The following is an 18,180-nucleotide window of genomic DNA, read 5'->3' as shown; positions in this document are numbered from 1 at the left end:
GTGTTCGCCATCGAAGCGGCGCTGCAGTCGCCGCGGCGCAGCCGTCCTCTGCCAGCCGTCGGGTTGTCGCCGGGCCGTGCTGGGTGCGCGGTGCGGTGTGTGGCGTCCAGCAAGGGATTTTGAATTGCAGCGCATCGCTGTCTGACGCCCACCATCGTTTGCAGGAGTCCGTGTCGTGTCCAGTTCGCAGTTGATTCTCACCGTCGGCGGCGTGCACGCCGCGCAATTCGGGGCCAGCGCGCAAAAGCGCTTTGCCGGCAGCGGTGGAAGCATTGGCCGTTCCGATGAAAGCGATTGGGTGCTGGCGGCGCCAGGCGTCTCGCGCACGCATGCGGTGGTGCGCTTCCTCAATGGCATGTACTTCATCGAAGACCGCAGCACCAATGGCATGTCGCTCAACGGCGTGGCGCTCACGCGTGCCGATCCTTGCGCGTTGAGCGATGGCGATCGCCTGCAACTGGACAGTTTTGAAATCCAGGTGCAGGTGCACTCCCCGGGCGCCGCGCCGGACCTCGCAGCTGCGTTGGATCCGCTGCCGGACGCCATGGACGACCGCACCCAGGTCGCGCCACCGCCATCGCCGATGCGCACTGCCACGCCTGCGCACGCGTTCGACCTGCTGGACTTCGGTGCGCCGCTTGCTGCGCATCCTGTCACCGACGACCCGCTGGAAGGCCTGCTGCTCGACAGCACGCCACGCGAGCTCGATCCATTGCGGCTGCTCGACCCGTTACCGGCTCCAGCACCGAGCGTGGGGTCCAGCGCATGGAATCACAGCAACGCCAGTCACGATCACTTCCGTCCGCCTGGCAACGGTGAGGCGCGCGCCACGCTACCGGAGAACTGGGACCTGACGATGGGCGACTTTGCGCCGCCCGCGTCGACGGTCCCTGCGCCACCCGTGGCAGCGTTGGCCTTGCAGAGATCAGGCAGCGCGCCGGCATCGACGCTGGCCGTGCCACCGGAGCTGGAGCGCATCTTCACCATCGTGGTGGATGGCGTCATGGACGTGCTGCGCGCACGCGCCGAGATCAAGAACACCTTTCGCTTGCCGGTGACGGTGATACAGCGCTCGGAGAACAACCCGCTCAAGTTCGCCGCCACCGCCGAAGACGCGCTGCAGAAACTGCTGGCCCCGCCAAGCGCTTCGTTTCTGTCCGGTGTGCCTGCCTTCGAGGACGCCTTCGACGACATCCGCTGCCACCAGATGGCGATGCTGGCGGGCATGCGCGCCGCCTTCGACGCGATGCTGTTCCACTTCAGCCCCGACCGTCTGGAACAGGAGGCCGACGCCGGCGGCAAGCGCCTGAGCTTCGGCGGCAAGGGCCGCTACTGGGAGCGCTACCGCGACAACTTCGAACAACTGCGCGGCGATCCGGACGACTGCTTCCGTCGCCTGTTCGGCGACGAGTTCGCCCGCGCCTACGAAGCCCAGCTGGCGCGCCTGAAGTCGGCACGGCGGCAGCCCGCCGCGCGCTGACTCCAGCGCATGCAGTGGGCGATGCAGCCAAGGGTGCGACACGCCGGGCAGCCGTGCATCGCGCACGCTCAGTCCGGCAACTGCTTGACGAATTCGATGAAGGCCCGCAGCGCCGGTGGCGTGAGGTTGCGGTTGGGGTAGTACAGGTACGGCCCCTGGAACGGCTGCCACCAGGGACGCAGCACCGGTTCGAGCGCGCCCGCATCCAGGTGCGGCTGAAGCCATTGCTCGAACAGGTGGACGATCCCGCTTCCGGCCACCGCCGATTGAATGGCGAGCTCGATTCCCCCGCCGATCTCCACCAGCAGTTGCCCGCGCGGAACGATGGTGACCACTTCGCCGTTGCGCTCGAATTCCCATTCGGCGATCACGCCGCTTGGAAAGCGGCCACGGATGCAGTCGTGGCCGACCAGCTCCCGGGGATGCGTCGGCCGGCCGCGCCGATCCAGGTAGCCGGGCGCGGCCGCCGTTGCGCTGCGCTGCACACGTGGGCCGATCGGGATGGCCACCATGTCCTGCTGCAGCCGCTCGCCGTAGCGGATGCCGGCGTCGCAGCCTGCGGCGATGACGTCGACGAAACTCTCTTCGGTCAGGATCTCCACGGTGATATCCGGATAGGCCGCCAGGAACGGCGGCAGGATCCGTGGCAGCACCAGACAAGCCGCGCTGACCGGCACGTTCAGCCGCAGTGTTCCTGTCGGCGTGTCGCGGAACGCGCTCATGACTTCCTTGGCGCCATCGAGTTCGATCAATGCGGGCTCGATGCGGGCCAGCAGTGCCTTGCCTGCATCGGTCAGCACGACGCTGCGCGTGGTGCGGTTGAACAGCCGCACGCCGAGCCAGGACTCCATGCGCTTGATCGCATCGCTGAAGTTGGACGCACTCTGGCCCGCGCTTTTGGCCGCTTCCCGGAAACCGCCTGCCCGCGCCACGCGCACGAATGCATCCATGTCTGCCAGGCGATTGGGCATTGTTCGGATTTCCGTACGACTTGTTCGATTTATATCAGATTGTCGTACAGCGGCGGCGCCCGTAGATTGCCAATCCAGCGCGATACCGCAGCCTGCCATCGCCGCAATGCCTGCACCCATTGCTGTCCCGGAGTGCGGCCGCCCATGCAACCCGGCCGCACACCATCGGCATCGCACGCGTGCCGGCAGCGATTCAGCAGCAAGCCCGTCCACTCACTGCAAGGAACTTCGAATGAACAGCACTGCGCGTCTTGGTGGAAGCTTCACCCTGCCCGGCACCACCCTCAGCCTGCAACGGATGGGATACGGCACCATGCAGTTGCCTGGGCCCCATGTCTGGGGTCCGCCGCGCGACAAGGCTGCGGCGTTGTCGGTGCTGCGCGAGGCCGTCGCACTGGGCGCCAATCACATCGATACCGCCGAGTTTTACGGTCCGCATGTGTCCAATGCGCTGATCCGCGAAGCGCTGCATCCCTATGACGACGACCTGGTGATCGTCACCAAGATCGGCGTCAGCCGCGGAGGCGACGGCTCCTGGAATGGCGACGCCTCGCCCGAGAGTCTGAGGCGACAAGTGCATGAAAACCTCGCGAGTCTGGGGCTGGAGGCGCTCGATGTCGTCAACCTGCGGCTGGGTGCACCGATGCAGACCGACGAGCGCTCGATCGCCGAGCCGGTGGCGTGCCTGGCAGCGTTGCAACGTGAAGGTCTTGTCCGCCATATCGGCCTGAGCAATGTCACTCCACGGCAGGTCGCGCAGGCGCAGGCGCTGACCAACATCGTCTGTGTGCAGAACCACTACAACCTGGTCAGACGCGACGACGACGCCTTGATCGATTCACTCGCGCAACAGGGCATCGCCTATGTCCCGTTTTTCCCGCTGGGCGGCTTTTCGCCGCTGCAATCGGACCGACTGTCGGGCGTTGCCAAGGAGGTCGGCGCAACCTCGAAACAGGTGGCGCTTGCCTGGTTGCTGCAGCGCTCGCCCAACATCCTGGCGATCGCCGGAACCTCCTCGGTACCGCATCTATGGGAGAACTTCGCCGCGTCCGCGCTGACCCTGTCCGCAGAGCAGGTGGCAACGCTGGACGGTATTGCCACCGAAGTCGGTTCCTCGCACTGAGGTATACCGCGTACGCGGTGTCTGCAGCCACCCGCCGAGACTGCGCGATGAACTTGCCACGCGTGCCTTGCTGGCGCGCGTGGCAGGAGAATGAGCCCAAGGCCGCGCGCGATGCTTCAGTGCGTGGCGGCGGCCGCTGGTTGAACCGCAGCGCCGTCAGCGTCGGGCGTGAGGCATCCGGCAATCGGCCAAGTTCCAGCCGCGTGTCGGCCAACCGCATCCGTTGCGGTCAGGACCGGCAACGACGCGCCATCAGGCCGGCCGCCGCCAGCGCGCATCATCGTCGGCCGCAGCCCCCGGAACCCGCGAAGGCCACCTGGCCGGTGCAGGCAGCCGGGCAACCGTGTCCAACCAGGCCGGCGCGAGGCGACGCCAATGCCGCAGCGGGCCGCTGCGATTGTCTGCCAGCGCGAGCGTCAATTCTTCGCGGCTTGGGGAAAGCCCGGCAACGGCAAGTGCGAACGCCGGAAGAATCTCGCGCTCGAAAAACAGTTTGCGTTGCCGTCGGAACACCCATATCGCCAGCCCCACATAGCCGGTGAATGCGGCAAACGAGATCCACGGCCCCGTCTGTGCGATCGGGACGCCGATGCGCTCGAGCAGGAACCCGATAGGTAGCAGGAGCAGCAGCGCGCATGGCAGGCCAACGACCAATACCGCCAGTTGGCGCCAATCGAGTCGAGTGCTTGCAAAGCGCTGATGCAGTTGCGGATACAGCAGCAAAAAGGGCGCGCGCAACAAGTCGGCTCGCTGCGCCGGGTCCAGCGAGCCGACCGACTCGCGAATCCGGTCCTCGATCTCTAGCCGGCTCGCCAGGCGTGTCACAAGCGCCGGCTGGGTGATGTCGATCAATCTATCGATGGTCTCTGGCGACGACGCGCGTTGCCTGAACCACGATGGATCGTGCGGGAGCGCCTGCCTGCAGCTCTGGCACACCTGCTGTTCATGCGTATACCTCGCCGCGCCAAGACGCAGGCCAAACATCGACCATGCCAGGCCGACGCGCTGGACCTCGAATGCCCGGGCGCTGCGACAGATCAGGCAAAAGTCGGCGACAAAGCCGCAGCCTTGAGTGACTCGACGCTTCTCGACAACAAAAATCAGGATCAAGGCGCTCCCCCGGCGACTCGTCCGCAGCGCATGGAACATCTGAGGATGTCCATCGTGCGGGTACGACGAATGGTACCGATGTCGCCGATGGCGGTCGATTGCCTGAGACATTTTGACGGGTGCGCCTGGCAGCTGCGCCGCAGAATCACCCCGTCGACGCGCCCCATCGGGGCCTGGCGACTGCAGCCATCGCGATCGCCAGCGGGATGCAACCGACCCACAACATGACGCTTGCGCATGGCACGCCGTGCGGTGGCGCGCGGCGTTTCCATAGCGAGTGGATCATGCACAACAACAAGGTCGTGTGGAGCGAAGGGCTGTTTCTGCGCCCGCAGCATCTGCAGCAGCAGGAACGCTACCTGGAGCGCTATGTGGATCTGCGTGCGGCGCGGCTGCGGCCGTACGCCTGGGGCCTGAGCGAGCTGGAATGGGAGACCGATCTGCTGGCGGTGGGCAAGCTGGGGTTGCGGCGTGCGCGTGGCGTGTTTGCCGACGGCACGCCGTTCGCGATGCCGGGTGACGATCCGCTACCGGTGGCGCTGGAGGTGGACCCCAACTGCCGCGATCAGATCGTGTATCTCACGCTGCCCTTGCGGGTACCGGCGCAGCCGGAACTGGGGCGTCCGGAATCGCCGGTCGATCAGTTGTTCCGCTACCGCGTGCGTGAGACCGAAAGCGGCGATGCGTCGGGCAGCACCAGCGAGGCGGTGCTGATGGAAGTCGGTGGGCTGAGCACGCGGCTGCTGCCGCAATCGCAGCCACTGGACGGCTTGGACCGTATCGCGGTGGCGCGCATCATCGAATCGCGCTCGGACCGTCAGGTGATCCTCGACCCGCACTTCATTCCCAGTGCGATGGTCTGCCAGGCCGCCTCACGGTTGACCACGTTCCTGACCGAACTGCTTGGCTTGTTGCATCAGCGCGGCGAGGCGCTGGCGGCGCGGGTGACGCTGACCGACCGCGGCGGCGCTGCCGACATCGCCGATTTCCTGCTGTTGCAGGTGATCAACCGCTGGCAACCGCAGATTGCGCACTGGTCCGCCGCACCGTTGGCGCATCCTGAAGAGCTGTTCCGTGCCCTGGTGGGGCTGGCGGGCGAGCTCAGCACCTTTACCGCGCCAGGCAAGCGCCCGCCGGCATGGCCGGCCTATCGGCACGAGGCGCAGCAGGACAGCTTCGAACCGGTGATCGGCGCCTTGCGCTCCAGCCTGAGCGCGGTGCTCGAACAGACCGCCACCCCGTTGCCGATGCAGGCACGCAAGTTCGGCGTGTGGGTGGCGATGGTGCCCGACCCGAGCTTGCTGGACAGCGCCGCGTTCGTCCTCGCCGCAAAGGCCGACATGCCCAGCGAGGAATTGCGCCGGCAGCTGCCCGCGCACGCCAAGATCGGGCCGGTGGAGCAGATCCGCGATCTGGTCAATCTGCAGTTGCCCGGCATCGTGGCAACGCCGATGGCGGTGGCGCCGCGGCAGATTCCGTACCACGCCGGTTACCTGTACTTCGAGTTCGACAAGAGCGCCGCATTGTGGCGAACCTTGAAGACCTCCGGCGGCATCGCATTCCACTTCGGCAGCGAATTCGCCGGGCTGGACCTGCAACTGTGGGCGATCCGGAGTTGAGCGCATGAGCCGTTCCATGACCGACATCGATGCCGGCCTGGTTGCGCCGCTTGCGGCCAGCGTGGTGGCTGCCGAAGACACCGACATCAGCGAGTTGCTGGGCCGCAGCGTCAACCCGTTGGTGCAGGCGGCCACGCCGTTGTTGCTGCTGGCGGTACAATTGCGTCACAGCGCGCAGCTTCCCGACGTGGTCCGTCTGCGCGAGCAGGTGATGGCGCAGATCCGCCGCTTCGAGCAACGCGCCCGCGATGGCGGCGCGCCGGTGGAAGCGGTCACCGCCGCGCGTTACGTGTTGTGCGCCTTGCTCGACGAGGCGGTGCTCAATGCGCCGTGGGGCGAGCGCAGTGGCTGGTCGCAAAAGACCTTGCTGGTGGTCTTTCATGGCGAATCGTACGGCGGCGCCAAGTTCTTCCAGATCCTGGAGCGTCTGTGCGCGGATGTGTCGCGGCATCTGGAATTGATCGAGCTGATGTATCTGTGCCTGGCGCTGGGATTCGTGGGCCGGTATCAGATCGAAGCGGGCGGGCTGGCCAAGCTCGGCGAGATTCAGGACGACCTGTTCCGCCGTATCCGTGCGGCGCGCGGCGCCGCACCCGACAGCCTGGCGCCGCATTGGCGCGGGGTGGAAGACCGCCGCCGGCTGGGCCGCTTCCTGCCGCTGTGGGCCGCTGCGCTGTTGGGGCTGAGCGTGTTGGTGGTGGCCTTCGCGTGGATGCAGACGCGCCTGAACGCATTGTCGGCGCCGATCAGCGCGCAGGTTGCGCAGTGGGGGCTGGCGCCGGCCACACCACCGCAGGCAACGCCGTTGCCGCCGCCGCAGGTGCGTCTGAAACAGTTGCTTGCCACGCAGGAGCGCGCCGGCCTGTTGAGCGTGGATGAGCAGTCCGATGGACAGACGCGCGCGCGCCTGAGCAGCGCGGCGATGTTCGCCTCCGGCGGCGTCGAGGTGGAGCCGGAGCAACGTGGCCTGATCGCACAGATCGCGGCGGCAATCGATCAATTGCCGGGACGGGTGATCGTGGTCGGGCATACCGACGACGTGCCGGTGCGCTCGCTGCGTTTTCAGGACAACTACGCCTTGTCGGGGGCGCGTGCCGAGGCGGTTGCGCAGCTGTTGCGCACGCACCTGGCCACGTCGGGGCGGGTGGAAGCGCTGGGCGCCGGCGACTCGCAACCGGTGGCGCAGCCGGCGCAGCTGCCTGCCAATCGCGCGCGCAATCGCCGCGTCGAGATTCTGTTCCAGCCTGGGGAATGACGATGAAGACGCTGTTGTCCAAGCTGAGTGCCACGCTGGTGGTGAGCGTATTGGCGCTGTGCCTGCTGTCGCTGCTGCTGTGGGTGGGCGGGCCGTATGTCGCCATCGATGGCTGGAGCCCGCTGACCGGCATGGCGGCGCGGCTGTTGGCAATCGTGCTGTTGATCGGGGTGTGGCTGGGCGTGCTGGGATGGCGACGTTGGCGGGCGCAGCGGCGCGCGGCCGGGCTATCCAGCGCATTGGCCGCACCCGGTCGCGACGATGACCGCGAACTGCGCAGCGGGCAGGAGCGCGCGCAATTGCAGGCGCGCTTCCAGCAGGCCATTCAACTGCTGCGCAAGCGCCGCGGTGGCGGCGATCTGTACACGCTGCCGTGGTACGCCTTGATCGGTCCGCCCGGCTCGGGCAAGAGCACCTTGCTGCAGCATTCGGGCCTGCAGTTTCCGCTGGCAGCGCGCATGGGCGATGCGGCGTTGCGCGGGGTGGGCGGCACCCGCGATTGCGAATGGTGGTTCACCGACGAAGCGGTGTTTCTGGATACCGCCGGGCGCTACACCACACAGGACTCCGACCAGGCCGTCGATGCCGGCGCCTGGCGCGACTTCCTGCGCCTGCTGCGGCGCCATCGCCCGCGCCGGCCGCTCAATGGGGTGCTGGTGACCATGAGCATGTCCGACCTGTTGCTGCTCGACGATGGCGAACGCGACACGCACATGCAGGCGATCCGTCGCCGCCTGGACGAGCTGGCCGAGCAGTTGCAGGCCAGCGTGCCGGTGTACCTCATCTTTACCAAGTGCGATCTGATCGGTGGCTTTGGCGAATTCTTCGACGATCTCACGCCCGGCCAGCGCAGCCAGGTCTGGGGCATGACATTTGCGCTCGCGCACACGCTCGACGGCCGCGCCGCGCGCGGTTTTGCAGAGGAATTCAATCTGCTGCAGCAGCAGTTGAGCGCACGCCTGTTCGAGCGGCTGAATCTGGAGCGCGACCGTTTGCGGCGTGCGACGATCCTGTCGTTTCCGCAGCAGGTGGCCGCGCTTGGCGAACGTGCGCGGCAGTTTGTCGAAGGCACCTTTGCCGGCACCGCCTACGGGCCGGCGCCGCTGCTGCGCGGGGTGTACTTCACTTCCGGCACCCAGGAAGGCACGCCGATCGACCGCATGATGGGCGCGGTGGCACGCACCTTCGGTGTGGACGATGCGCGGGTGCACGCCCCCGGCGCGCAACGCCGCACGTTCTTTGTCGAGCGCTTGCTGCGCGAGGTGGTGCTGCGCGAATCCGGGCTGGCCAACACGCCGCCCACGCAGCAACGCCGCATGGCATGGCTGCAGGCGGCCGCCTATGCCGGCGTTGCGTTGCTGAGCGGCGCGCTGCTGGCCGGGTTGAGCGTCAGTTACCTGGGCAATCGCGCCTATCTCCAACACGTGCGTCAGGCACTGCAGGCACGCCCGGCAGTGCCCGATCCCAACGCCGCCACCAGCATGCCCGAGTACATGGCACGCACGCTGCAGCAGGCTGCGGCAACGCAGGCCGTGGTGCAGGTGGCACGCCATTATCGCCAGCGCACGCCGTGGTCGCTGCGGATGGGGTTGTTCCAGGGAACCACGCTGGGCGACGAACTGCAGGCCGGGTATCTGCGCCAGCTCAACGCCACGTTGCTGCCGGCGCTGGCGGTGCGCTTTCGCGATGGTCTGGTCGACAACGCGCAGGCACCGCAAGCCCTTTACTACACGCTCAAGGGGTACCTGATGCTCGGCCAGCCGCAGCATCTGGATCCTGCGCAACTCAGGGCGCTGGCGGCCATCGAGGCCGGCAAACTGTTTCCGCGCGATGTGGTGCAGCAGCAGGCAGTGAACGCGCACCTGCAGGCCTTGCTGGAGGCTCCCGGGCGCGTGCGTGCGCTGTCGCTGGATGGCGAGCGCATCGCACAGGCGCGTGCGAGCCTGCGTGCGGCCGATCTGTCCACGTTGATCTACGGCAACCTGCTGCTGACACCGCCGGCCGGCACGCCGCTGCGCTTGGACAAGGCGCTGGGCTTGCTGGCCGATACCTTCGTGCGGCGCAGCGGCACTGCGCTGTCCACACCGGTGGCGGCGCTGTACACCCAGCCGGTCTTCGCCGGCCTGCAGCGCGATGGCATCGGCCAGGCGGTGGAACGCTTCGGACGCGACGATTGGGTGTTCGGCGGTGCGCCGCTGGACGCGGCCGCCAAGGCCGCGTTGGTGCGCGAGGTCGGCCAGCGTTACGAGGCCGACTACATCCGCTACTGGGACGCGCTGCTGGCCGATCTGCAATTGCGCCCGGCGGCCGATCTGGCCGGCGCCAGCGCCAGCGCCGCCAGACTGGCCGGCCCCGGCTCGCCGCTACGGTTGTTGCTGGGCGTGGTGGCCGAGCACACCCAGGCGATGGACCGCGCACCGCCGGCAGACCCGGCGCAGCGCGCCGTGGCTGCGGCGGCCGGCAAGGCGGCGGCCAAGGCCAATGCGGCAGCGGCAACGCTGCCTGGCGGCGCTGCGATGAGCGCCGCGCTGGCCACCGCTGCCGATCCTGCCGCCGGCAACGCAGCGCTGCCGGGCGCGGCGATCAGCGAGCACTTCCTGGCGCTCAATGCATTGACTGCCGGTGCACCCGGCAGCACACCGCTGGATCATCTGCTGGGCGTGCTCGATCAACTCGGCAAGCAGTTGCTGGTGGTCTCGCAAGGCGGTGGCGATGCGGCAGCCGCCAACGCGCAACTGGCCCTGGCCCGGCAGGAAATGGCGCAGCTGCCGCCGCCGCTGACCGACTGGCTGCAGACCCTGGCCGGCAGCAGCGCGACCTTGATGACCCAGGGCGCACGCGCCGCGCTGGATGCGCAGGTGCGCCAATCGGTGGGCGAGGTGTGCAGCGATTTCGTACGCGGGCGCTACCCGTTCGATCCGGATGCGCAGGTAGACCTTCCGCTGCAGAATTTTGGCGAATTGTTCGGCACCGGCGGGCGCCTGGATACGCTCTACACCGGCACCGTGCAGCCGCTGCTGGACACGCAGGCGCCGCAATGGCGCTGGAAACAAGGCCCGGATGCGGTGATTGGCGCGCCCGGACTGCCTGCACAGCTGCAACTGGCGCAGCGCATCCGGCAGAAATACTTTCGCGGCGGCCCGGTGCCGCAGGTGGGCTTTACCGTGCTGGCGCCCACGCTGGGCGAGGGCGTCACCCGGCTGACCCTGGACATCGAAGGCCAGCGGTACGACTACCAGCCCGGTGCGGCGCAAAGCATGCCGATGATCTGGCCCGGCCCGGTGCCGGGGCATGTGTCGATTGCCGCCTTCGGTGCCGATGGCGTGGCGCTGGGCACGCTCGACTATCAAGGCGACTGGGCGCTGTTTCGCGCGTTGCAGGCCGGGCATCTGCAGAACCCGTCCGATCTGCGCTTCGTCGCCAGCTTCGCGCTCGGTGGCCACGACGTGCAGGTGCCGCTGCGCGCGGGCAACCTGCGTCACCCGTTTCTGGACAGCGACGTCCAGCAGTTTGCGTGCGGCGGATGACCATGCCGGCGAGCGATCAGATCGGCTTCCACGGCAAGTTGCCGGGCGTGGGCGACTTCGTGCAGCGGCGCTTGCCGGCCAGCTTCGTACAACCGTGGGACGCGCACTTTGCCAGCTGCCTGGACAGCGTGCGGCAGCAGCTCGGCGAGCGCTGGCCGGGCGCCTATCGCAGCAGCGGTATGCGCGCCTTCGCCTTGGGGCCGGGCGTGTGCGGTCCGCAGGCCTGGGCCGGTGTGCTGGGCCCGGGCGAAGACCGTGTGGGGCGCTGCTTCCCGTTGATCGTGGCGATGCCGGTGCCGCCTGCCTGCCTGCCCGCAGTGGCCTGGTTTGACGCATCGGCGGCGTGCCTGGGCCGTGCGCTGCGCGCGCGCACCGATGCGGTGAGCTTCGACACCGCCGTGCGCGCGCTCGCAGTGCCGGCCACGCCGTCCACCGCGCATGCACCAGCGCATGGCCAGTCGCTGTGGTGGCCGCCGGGCGGCGCTGCGCAGGCGCTCGCAGGCCTGCCCACGGCAGAGCGCTATCTGGACTGGCTGCTCGCCGACGAGGACATCACCGAGGTCACCCGATGAGCGCGCTGTATCAATCTGCGGGGCATACCGAAACCGGCAAGGTGCGCCGGCTCAACGAAGACGCACTGCTGCTGCGCGACGATGCCGGGCTGTGGGTGGTGGCCGACGGCCTGGGCGGCCACAGCGCCGGCGATTACGCCAGCCAGTTGCTGGTGCAGCGGCTGGGCGCATTGGTGCGCCCGCCGGACCTGTGCGACTTCATCGATGCCATCGACGACACCCTGGCGCAGATCAACGCCGAGCTGCTGCAGGTTGCGCGGCAACGCCGCGTGGACATGATCGCCACCACCGTGGTGGTGCTGGTGCACGACCCGGATTTCATGCTGTGCGGCTGGGTCGGCGACAGCCGTATCTATGCGCAACACGGCGGCCCGCTGCGCCAGCTCACCCGCGATCACGTGCACGGCGTGCGCGAGGACATCACCCAGTTCGGTACGGCCCAGGCCGCCGCTGCGGCGGCCGGCGTGCTTACCCGCGCGGTGGGCGCGCAGGAGCCGTTGTTCGTCGACTGGGTGCTGCTGCCGAGTCTGCCGGGTACGCAATTCTTGCTGTGCAGCGATGGCATCAACAAGGAAATCCCCGACCCGGAGCTGGACGCCGAATGCCATCGCTTCGGCGATCCACGCGCGCTGCTGGCGCGGTTGTTCGAACTGGCGATGGGCAGGGCGGCGCGCGACAACGTCACCGCCGTCGTCGTCCGCCTGCAGGAGTGAGCGCATGCACCAAGACACCGCCACCGTGACCGAACTGGTCACCGCCATGCGCACCGGCGCATTGAACCTGGACGCCGTGCTGGCCGCGCTGGGCAAGCGCGCGGCCGTGCCGGATGCCGAATACCGCGACGGCGTGGAAACGCTATCGCAGTTGCAACGCCAGCAATTGCTGGACGATGTCACCGTCACCACCTTGATGCACCGGCTGGATGCATTGCGCGAGGGCGCAGCGGCAGCGCCGCCAGTAACCTCGCCAGCCGCTGCGCCGTCCGCGCCACCGGTCGACGACGATGCCACCGTGGTGATGCCGCGCCGCGCCGCTGCCGCGCCGGTCGAAGACGACATCACCCGCGTGCAACCGGCGCAGCCGCTGCCCGGCGATCTGCCCAGCCTCACCAGCCTGGGCCTGGGCACCCAGACCGGCGTGGGCACGCAAACCGGCACCGGTACCGGCACTGCAGGTACCGCCAGCCGGTCCAGTTGGCAGCATCTGGCCGAAGCGGCCGGCGGCGACCATGCCAGCGTCGGCAGCCTGCTCAAGGGGCGCTTCCTGCTGGAGCGCGAACTCGGGCGCGGCGGCATGGGCGTGGTGTATCTGGCGCGCGACGAACGCAAGGTGGAAGCGCGCGATCGCGACCCGTGGCTGGCCGTCAAGGTGCTCAGCGACGAGTTCCGCCGTCATCCCGATTCGCTGGTCGCGTTGCAACGCGAAGCACGCCGCTCGCAGAAGCTGGCGCACGACAACATCGTGCGGGTGTACGACTTCGACAAGGATCGCACCCTGGTCTTCATGACCATGGAGTACATCGACGGCAGCGACCTGAAAACGCTGATCCGCGAACAGGCCTACAACGGCATGCCGCTGAAACAGGCCTGGCCATTGATCGACGGCATGGGCCGTGCGCTGATCCGCGCACATGCCGCCGGCGTGGTGCACTCGGACTTCAAGCCCGGCAACGTCATGGTCACCCGCGAAGGCGTGGCCAAGGTGTTCGACTTCGGCATCGCGCGCGCCGGCAAACACGCCGCCGACGTGTCCGGCGAACAGACCGTGTTCGATGCCGCCACGCTCGGCGCGTTGACGCCGGCCTACGCCAGCCTGGAAATGATCCGCGGGCAGGCGCCCACACCGGCCGACGATCTGTACGCGCTGGGCTGCGTGTGTTTCGAACTGCTCACCGGCAGGCACCCGTTCGACAAACTCAGCGCCGAAGTGGCGCTGCGCGATGGCCGTCGCCCGCCGCCGGTGCCCGGCCTGACCCGGCGCCAGTACGCCACGCTGTGCGCCGCGGTGGCGTTCCCGGCGGCGCAACGGTTGAAGCGCGTGGACCAGCTGCTCGACGGCCTGCGCCAGGTGCCGCTGCGCGAACGCGCGCTGCCTTTGCTCGGCTACGGCGCCGCCGCGCTGGCGGTGCTGGGCACGGGCGGGTGGGGCGTGCAGCGCTACCTGCATCAGCAGCATCTGGCCGAGGTCATCGCACGCTTCGGCGTGCAGGACCCGCAGCACTATCGCGACGAAACCCAGGCCATGCAGGCGCTGTCCAGCCTGGAGCCGGACGACCGTCGCCGCCTGCTTACCGACCGCAGCGATCTGATCGAAGATTTCCTGCTGCGTCGTCTGGACACGTTGTGGAATCCGGCCAACGGCCGCGACGATTACCGCGGCGCGCTGCAGGTCTTTGCCCTGCGTGATCGCTTGCGGCTGTATTCGCCGGCGCTGGATGCGCGCCGGCAGACCATCGAGCGCGAAAAGAACCAGCGCCTCAATGCGCTGGACACCACGCTCAATCGTCAACTCGACGCCGGACTGTTGTTCCGCAACCAGGCCGACAACGCCCTGGCCACGCTCGACCAGGTGCGCCGCATCGACCCGGGCAGCAGCTTGTTGCATCACGCCGCGCTGGAAGTGCGGCTGGATGACGCCGTTGCGCAGGCGGTTGCGGCGGGGCAGCTCACCAGCGCGCGGGCCGAGATCGATCAGGCGCGCGCCGCCTTCCCCGAGTCGTTGCGCCTGCAATTGCGCAGCGCCGAGGTCGCGGTGGCCGAGCAGCAAGCCAAACGCAGCGCGGTGGCTGCATTGCCGCGCGATGCCAGCAGCGCACGTCAGACGCTGGCAGCGGATCTGGCACGCCCGGGCACCGATCCGGCCTGGCGCGATCGCATCGCGGCTGCACTGGCCGCCTTGCCGGCCACCGAGCGCAGCACACAGGCCAGCGCAGTGGCCGCGGCCATCAGCGGCGTGGTCGCCCCGCAAAGCGACCCGGCGCAGCTGGCCGGCGCGCAGGCCCTGGTCGACTTCGGGCTGGAGCTGGCTCCGCAATCCAGCACCTTGCTCGCCCAGCGCACACGTTTGCAGACACTGGATCAACAGCTGCAACAGGCACTGGCACGCGAAAGCGCCGAGGCCGAAGTGGAAGGGCGGGTGGAATCGCTGCGCCGCGCTGCCGCCGCCAACGATCTGGGCAAAACCCGCGATGCCTTGGCGCGTATCCGCACGCTGCAACCGAGCCATCCATTGCTGGGCAGCGAAGGCCCGCAACTGCTCTCGCAGGTGTATCGCAACAACGCCGGCGATGCCTTCGCGCAGGGCGGTTATGCACAGGCCGCCGACCTGCTTGCGCAAGCCGTGCAGATGCTCGGCCAACGTGCCGAACTGCGTAGTGCGCAGGCACGCTACGCGGCGATCGCGGCGGTGATGAGCGCCGCCAACCTGCCGGCCAACCAACGCCAGCAACTGGGGCAGCGCCTGCAGGCCCTGTATCGCAGCGATGCCACTGCGATGGCGCAACTGGAAGCGCAGATGAAAGCCGCCGGGCAACTGCCCGAAGGCACGCTGTCCGCACGCCTGCAACGTGCGCCTGCCGTCGATGCGCCCGCATCCGACAGTGTGCCCGCCGGCAGCGCCACCGATACAACGGCGCCCAGCTCGACAACAAAACCAGCGCGCGGCAAATCCACGGCCAAGCCCACCAATGCCACCACCGGCGCAGCGCGCGGCACCACGGCTACTGCCGCCTCGCCCGTAAGCGTGGACGACGACGCCAGCCTGCCGCCGGTGCCCACCGGCCCTGACCCCTGCGGCGGTGCCGGCCTGCCCGGCCGTGGCGCGGCCTGTTTCGACACGCTGGGCGACACCCGCGGCCCGATGCTGGTGGTGGTGCCCGGCATCGGCGGCGGCAAGCCGTATGCGCTGTCGCGCGGCGAGGTGGCGGTGGCCGATTTCAACCTGTTCTGCCAGGCCACCGGCCGCTGCACCGCGCAGGTCGCCAGCACCCCCGAACTGGCGCGTGCACCGGTGCGCAACATCAGCCTGACCCAGGCCCGTGCCTATCTGCGCTGGTTGACCATCGGCAGCGGCGGCTGGCGCTATCGCCTGCCCAGCGATGCCGAATGGCTGCATGCCGCGCAGGCCGCGGTCAACTGGCGCCAGGCCGAGGACAGCAACTGCGTGCCGCCCACCGCCAGCGCCGCCGATACGGTACGCGCGCCGGTGTCGGCGCGTGGCCGCGATGCCAATCCCTGGGGGCTGATCAACCTCACCGGCAATGTCTGGGAGTGGGTCTCCAGCGGCGCGGGCGTGCAGGCGCGCGGCGGCAGCTTCGCCAGTTACTGGTCCGATTGCACCGTGCAGGCCAGCCGCGCCGACAACGGCTCGGCGCAACCGGACGTGGGCTTTCGCGTGCTGCGGGAGCTGCCATGAGCGGCAGCACGCAGCACCCGGCCAACGCCCAGCTGCATGCACTGGCCCAGGCGCACCAGCTGGGCCAGATCGATCGCGCGCAGTACCGCGCCCGTCGGCGCAGCGTGCTGGACGCCGCGCGCCAGGCGCAGGGGACGACCTTGCGCAACCCGCAGCCGCGGCTGCTTGACGACCGCTCCAGCCCGCCGCGGCAGCGTGATCGCGTCAGCCAATTGCGCAGACGTGCCACGACAATTGTCGTAACAGTGACCGTCGTCGCACTAATGTTGCTAACATTCCATAAATGTACGCCAGGGTTCGACCTGCGTTCAGTCAGGGGCGAGCGCAACCACGCCGATCTCCATGCAGGCATGGCGACCGCCGCATGCGCAGCACGGGACGTGGGGTCTGCGCGACAACGGATGTTTTCAGGGGTAAGTGACGTATGCGTATGACGTGTCTGTCCGCGGCGCTGTCCGCGTGCCTGTTGCTGGCCGCACCTGCGCGGGCGCAGGACCACAGCGCCTCCGATGTCGCGCCCGCAGGCGCCGCCACGCTGCCGGCGGTGAAGGATCGCGGCGATGCCGCTGCCACCTTGCCCGTGCGCGGCTTTCGCGTGCGCGATGTGGGCAACTACCCCGAGGCGGGCATCGATCCGGCGCGCGTGCAGGCGGTGGCCGATGCCGCGTTCGCCGCGCTGGCGCAGGGCCAGCCGATGGTGGCGCTGCGCTTCGACCAGCTGCAGGCGGTGGCCGACACCGTCACCCAGGCCTATCGCAGCGCCGGCTTCATCGTCAGCACCGCCTACCTGCCGGCGCAGACCCCCGGCCCGGACCAGGTGATCGAGATCCGCGTGCTCGAAGGCCGGATCGGCCAGGTCACCGTGCAAGGTGCTGCGCGCTATCGCGGCAACACCTTGTCGGCGCCGCTGCGCCAGCTGCAGGGCCGCCCGCTGCGCAAGCAGGACGTGGACACCGCGCTGCTGTACGCACGCGATCTGCCCGGGGTGTCGCTATCGTCGGTGCTGCAACCGGGCCAGAACGCCGGCGAGACCGACGTGGTCCTGGTCGCCAGCGAAGCCGCGCGCCCGTACGTGATCAGCCTGGGCGGCAACAACTACGGCACCGAACTCACCGGCCGCTATCGCGCCCAGGCCGGCATCACCTGGAACAGCCCGCTCGGGCTGGGCGATGTGTTCGCCGCCAACTACGCCTATTCGTTGGCGCCGCGGCAGAGCCAGATCGGTGCGTTGTCGTATGCGCTGCCGGTAGGGCAGGTGTCGGGCCTGAGCGCGGTGGTCGGCGCCAGCCGCAGCGAGCTGGAAGTGCGCAACGGCGTGTTCGCCCGGCTCGGCCTCAAGGGCCCCACGTCGGTGGTGTATGCCGGCGCCGACTGGAAATTCATCAACCACGATCTGCTGCAGCTGCAAGGCTCGGCGCGCTACCTGCGCGAGAAATCGCGGCTGGATGCGGCCGGCGTCACGCTGTCGGACCAATCCTTCGACGTGGCCGAACTCGGCGCCTCGCTGCGCCGCACCGATCTGCGCTGGCGCGGCGTGGACCTGCTGCAGCTCAGCGTGCGCCAGGCCTTGCGCGATGGCTCGGCCGATCCGGACCTGGTCAGCCCCGACCGCGACAGCCACTTCACCCTGACGCGGTTGTCCTACACGCGCCTGCAATACCTCAGCCGCACCCAGCGCCTGTATTTCAAGTTCAGCGGCCAATACAGCGACGACACGCTGGCGCCGCTGGAGCAGTTCGCCGTGGGCGGGCCGGACAGCGTGCGCGCCTATCCGGTGTCCGATGCATTGGGCGATCGCGGCTATTACGCCGCGCTGGAATATCACGTCGATGCACCCGGCTTTGCCGATGCCGCCTCGCCGTTCAACGGCCGCCCGTGGCGCGAACTGCTGGAGCTGGACGTGTTCGCCGACCACGCGCGCGTCTACGCGGCCAACGGTGCGGTCGCGCCATCCACGTTCGATGCCGCCGGCGTCGGTTTCACCTTCCGCCTGCCGCAGTACGCCAATTTCGAATGGCGCCTCACCGCCGCACTGCCGACCGGAAGCCGCGATGCGTCCGATGGACGCGACGACGCCCGCATCTACACGCGTTTCGGCTTCACCTTCTGA

11 protein-coding genes and 1 pseudogene are annotated in these 18,180 nt (G+C 68.5%); 10 read left to right on the top strand and 2 right to left on the bottom strand.

What is annotated here, in order from left to right:
- Positions 1-175 precede the first annotated feature (175 nt).
- On the top strand, positions 176-1,480 hold the full coding sequence (gene tagH / locus FHY19_RS16005; protein ID WP_259167190.1) for a type VI secretion system-associated FHA domain protein TagH: 1,305 nt from the start codon (positions 176-178) through the stop codon (positions 1,478-1,480).
- A 68-nt stretch (positions 1,481-1,548) separates the two neighbouring features.
- On the opposite strand, the gene FHY19_RS16000 is transcribed toward tagH, so the two are convergent.
- Positions 1,549-2,430: a LysR family transcriptional regulator gene (locus FHY19_RS16000; protein WP_259167351.1), complete on the bottom strand. Its 882-nt coding sequence runs from the start codon at positions 2,428-2,430 to the stop codon at positions 1,549-1,551.
- A gap of 253 nt (positions 2,431-2,683) precedes the next feature.
- Between FHY19_RS16000 and FHY19_RS15995 the strand changes: the two genes are divergently transcribed.
- Positions 2,684-3,574: an aldo/keto reductase family oxidoreductase gene (locus FHY19_RS15995; protein ID WP_259167189.1), complete on the top strand. Its 891-nt coding sequence runs from the start codon at positions 2,684-2,686 to the stop codon at positions 3,572-3,574.
- A gap of 252 nt (positions 3,575-3,826) precedes the next feature.
- Here the strand turns inward: FHY19_RS15995 and FHY19_RS15990 are convergent, their stop codons facing one another.
- Positions 3,827-4,684: a hypothetical protein gene (locus tag FHY19_RS15990; protein ID WP_259167187.1), complete on the bottom strand. Its 858-nt coding sequence runs from the start codon at positions 4,682-4,684 to the stop codon at positions 3,827-3,829.
- A gap of 284 nt (positions 4,685-4,968) precedes the next feature.
- Between FHY19_RS15990 and tssK the strand changes: the two genes are divergently transcribed.
- The 8 genes and pseudogenes from tssK (at position 4,969) to FHY19_RS15950 (ending at position 18,180) form a co-directional block, all read left to right on the top strand.
- On the top strand, positions 4,969-6,303 hold the full coding sequence (gene tssK, locus FHY19_RS15985; protein ID WP_259167350.1) for a type VI secretion system baseplate subunit TssK: 1,335 nt from the start codon (positions 4,969-4,971) through the stop codon (positions 6,301-6,303).
- Positions 6,285-7,558 (top strand): annotated as a pseudogene (gene icmH, locus FHY19_RS15980) (type IVB secretion system protein IcmH/DotU). The gene tssK and the pseudogene icmH overlap by 19 nt, the downstream one beginning before the upstream one ends.
- On the top strand, positions 7,555-11,085 hold the full coding sequence (tssM, locus tag FHY19_RS15975; RefSeq protein WP_259167183.1) for a type VI secretion system membrane subunit TssM: 3,531 nt from the start codon (positions 7,555-7,557) through the stop codon (positions 11,083-11,085). The pseudogene icmH and the gene tssM overlap by 4 nt, the downstream one beginning before the upstream one ends.
- The gene (gene tagF, locus FHY19_RS15970) at positions 11,082-11,657 is read left to right on the top strand and encodes a type VI secretion system-associated protein TagF (protein ID WP_259167182.1); all 576 of its coding nucleotides are present in this window, start codon (positions 11,082-11,084) and stop codon (positions 11,655-11,657) included. The genes tssM and tagF overlap by 4 nt, the downstream gene beginning before the upstream one ends.
- Complete coding sequence (locus tag FHY19_RS15965; RefSeq protein ID WP_259167179.1) at positions 11,654-12,370, top strand: PP2C family serine/threonine-protein phosphatase; 717 nt, start codon at positions 11,654-11,656, stop codon at positions 12,368-12,370. The genes tagF and FHY19_RS15965 overlap by 4 nt, the downstream gene beginning before the upstream one ends.
- Before the next feature lie 4 nt (positions 12,371-12,374).
- Positions 12,375-16,070 carry a bifunctional serine/threonine-protein kinase/formylglycine-generating enzyme family protein gene (locus FHY19_RS15960; protein ID WP_259167177.1) on the top strand — a complete coding sequence of 1,232 codons (3,696 nt, stop codon included), beginning with the start codon at positions 12,375-12,377 and terminating at the stop codon, positions 16,068-16,070.
- Complete coding sequence (locus FHY19_RS15955; protein WP_259167176.1) at positions 16,067-16,504, top strand: hypothetical protein; 438 nt, start codon at positions 16,067-16,069, stop codon at positions 16,502-16,504. Before FHY19_RS15960 ends, FHY19_RS15955 begins: the two co-directional genes overlap by 4 nt.
- Positions 16,501-18,180, top strand: a complete 1,680-nt coding sequence (locus tag FHY19_RS15950; RefSeq protein WP_259167175.1) for a ShlB/FhaC/HecB family hemolysin secretion/activation protein — start codon at positions 16,501-16,503, stop codon at positions 18,178-18,180. The genes FHY19_RS15955 and FHY19_RS15950 overlap by 4 nt, the downstream gene beginning before the upstream one ends.

Source organism: Xanthomonas sp. 4461 (genome assembly GCF_024806475.1).
Classification (GTDB): Bacteria; Pseudomonadota; Gammaproteobacteria; order Xanthomonadales; family Xanthomonadaceae; genus Xanthomonas; species Xanthomonas arboricola_F.
Note: the sequence above shows the minus strand (reverse complement) of the source record. Positions and strands in the feature narration are given on the sequence as shown.

What these genes read in the sequence shown, in the direction of transcription:
- tssM (WP_259167183.1), top strand. Translation starts at nt 7,555, where the DNA reads ATGACGATGAAGACGCTGTTGTCCAAGCTGAGTGCCACGCTGGTGGTG.
- tagF (WP_259167182.1), top strand. Translation starts at nt 11,082, where the DNA reads ATGACCATGCCGGCGAGCGATCAGATCGGCTTCCACGGCAAGTTGCCG.
- FHY19_RS16000 (WP_259167351.1), bottom strand. Translation starts at nt 2,430, where the DNA reads ATGGATGCATTCGTGCGCGTGGCGCGGGCAGGCGGTTTCCGGGAAGCG.
- tssK (WP_259167350.1), top strand. Translation starts at nt 4,969, where the DNA reads ATGCACAACAACAAGGTCGTGTGGAGCGAAGGGCTGTTTCTGCGCCCG.
- FHY19_RS15950 (WP_259167175.1), top strand. Translation starts at nt 16,501, where the DNA reads ATGACGTGTCTGTCCGCGGCGCTGTCCGCGTGCCTGTTGCTGGCCGCA.
- FHY19_RS15965 (WP_259167179.1), top strand. Translation starts at nt 11,654, where the DNA reads ATGAGCGCGCTGTATCAATCTGCGGGGCATACCGAAACCGGCAAGGTG.
- FHY19_RS15995 (WP_259167189.1), top strand. Translation starts at nt 2,684, where the DNA reads ATGAACAGCACTGCGCGTCTTGGTGGAAGCTTCACCCTGCCCGGCACC.
- FHY19_RS15955 (WP_259167176.1), top strand. Translation starts at nt 16,067, where the DNA reads ATGAGCGGCAGCACGCAGCACCCGGCCAACGCCCAGCTGCATGCACTG.
- FHY19_RS15960 (WP_259167177.1), top strand. Translation starts at nt 12,375, where the DNA reads ATGCACCAAGACACCGCCACCGTGACCGAACTGGTCACCGCCATGCGC.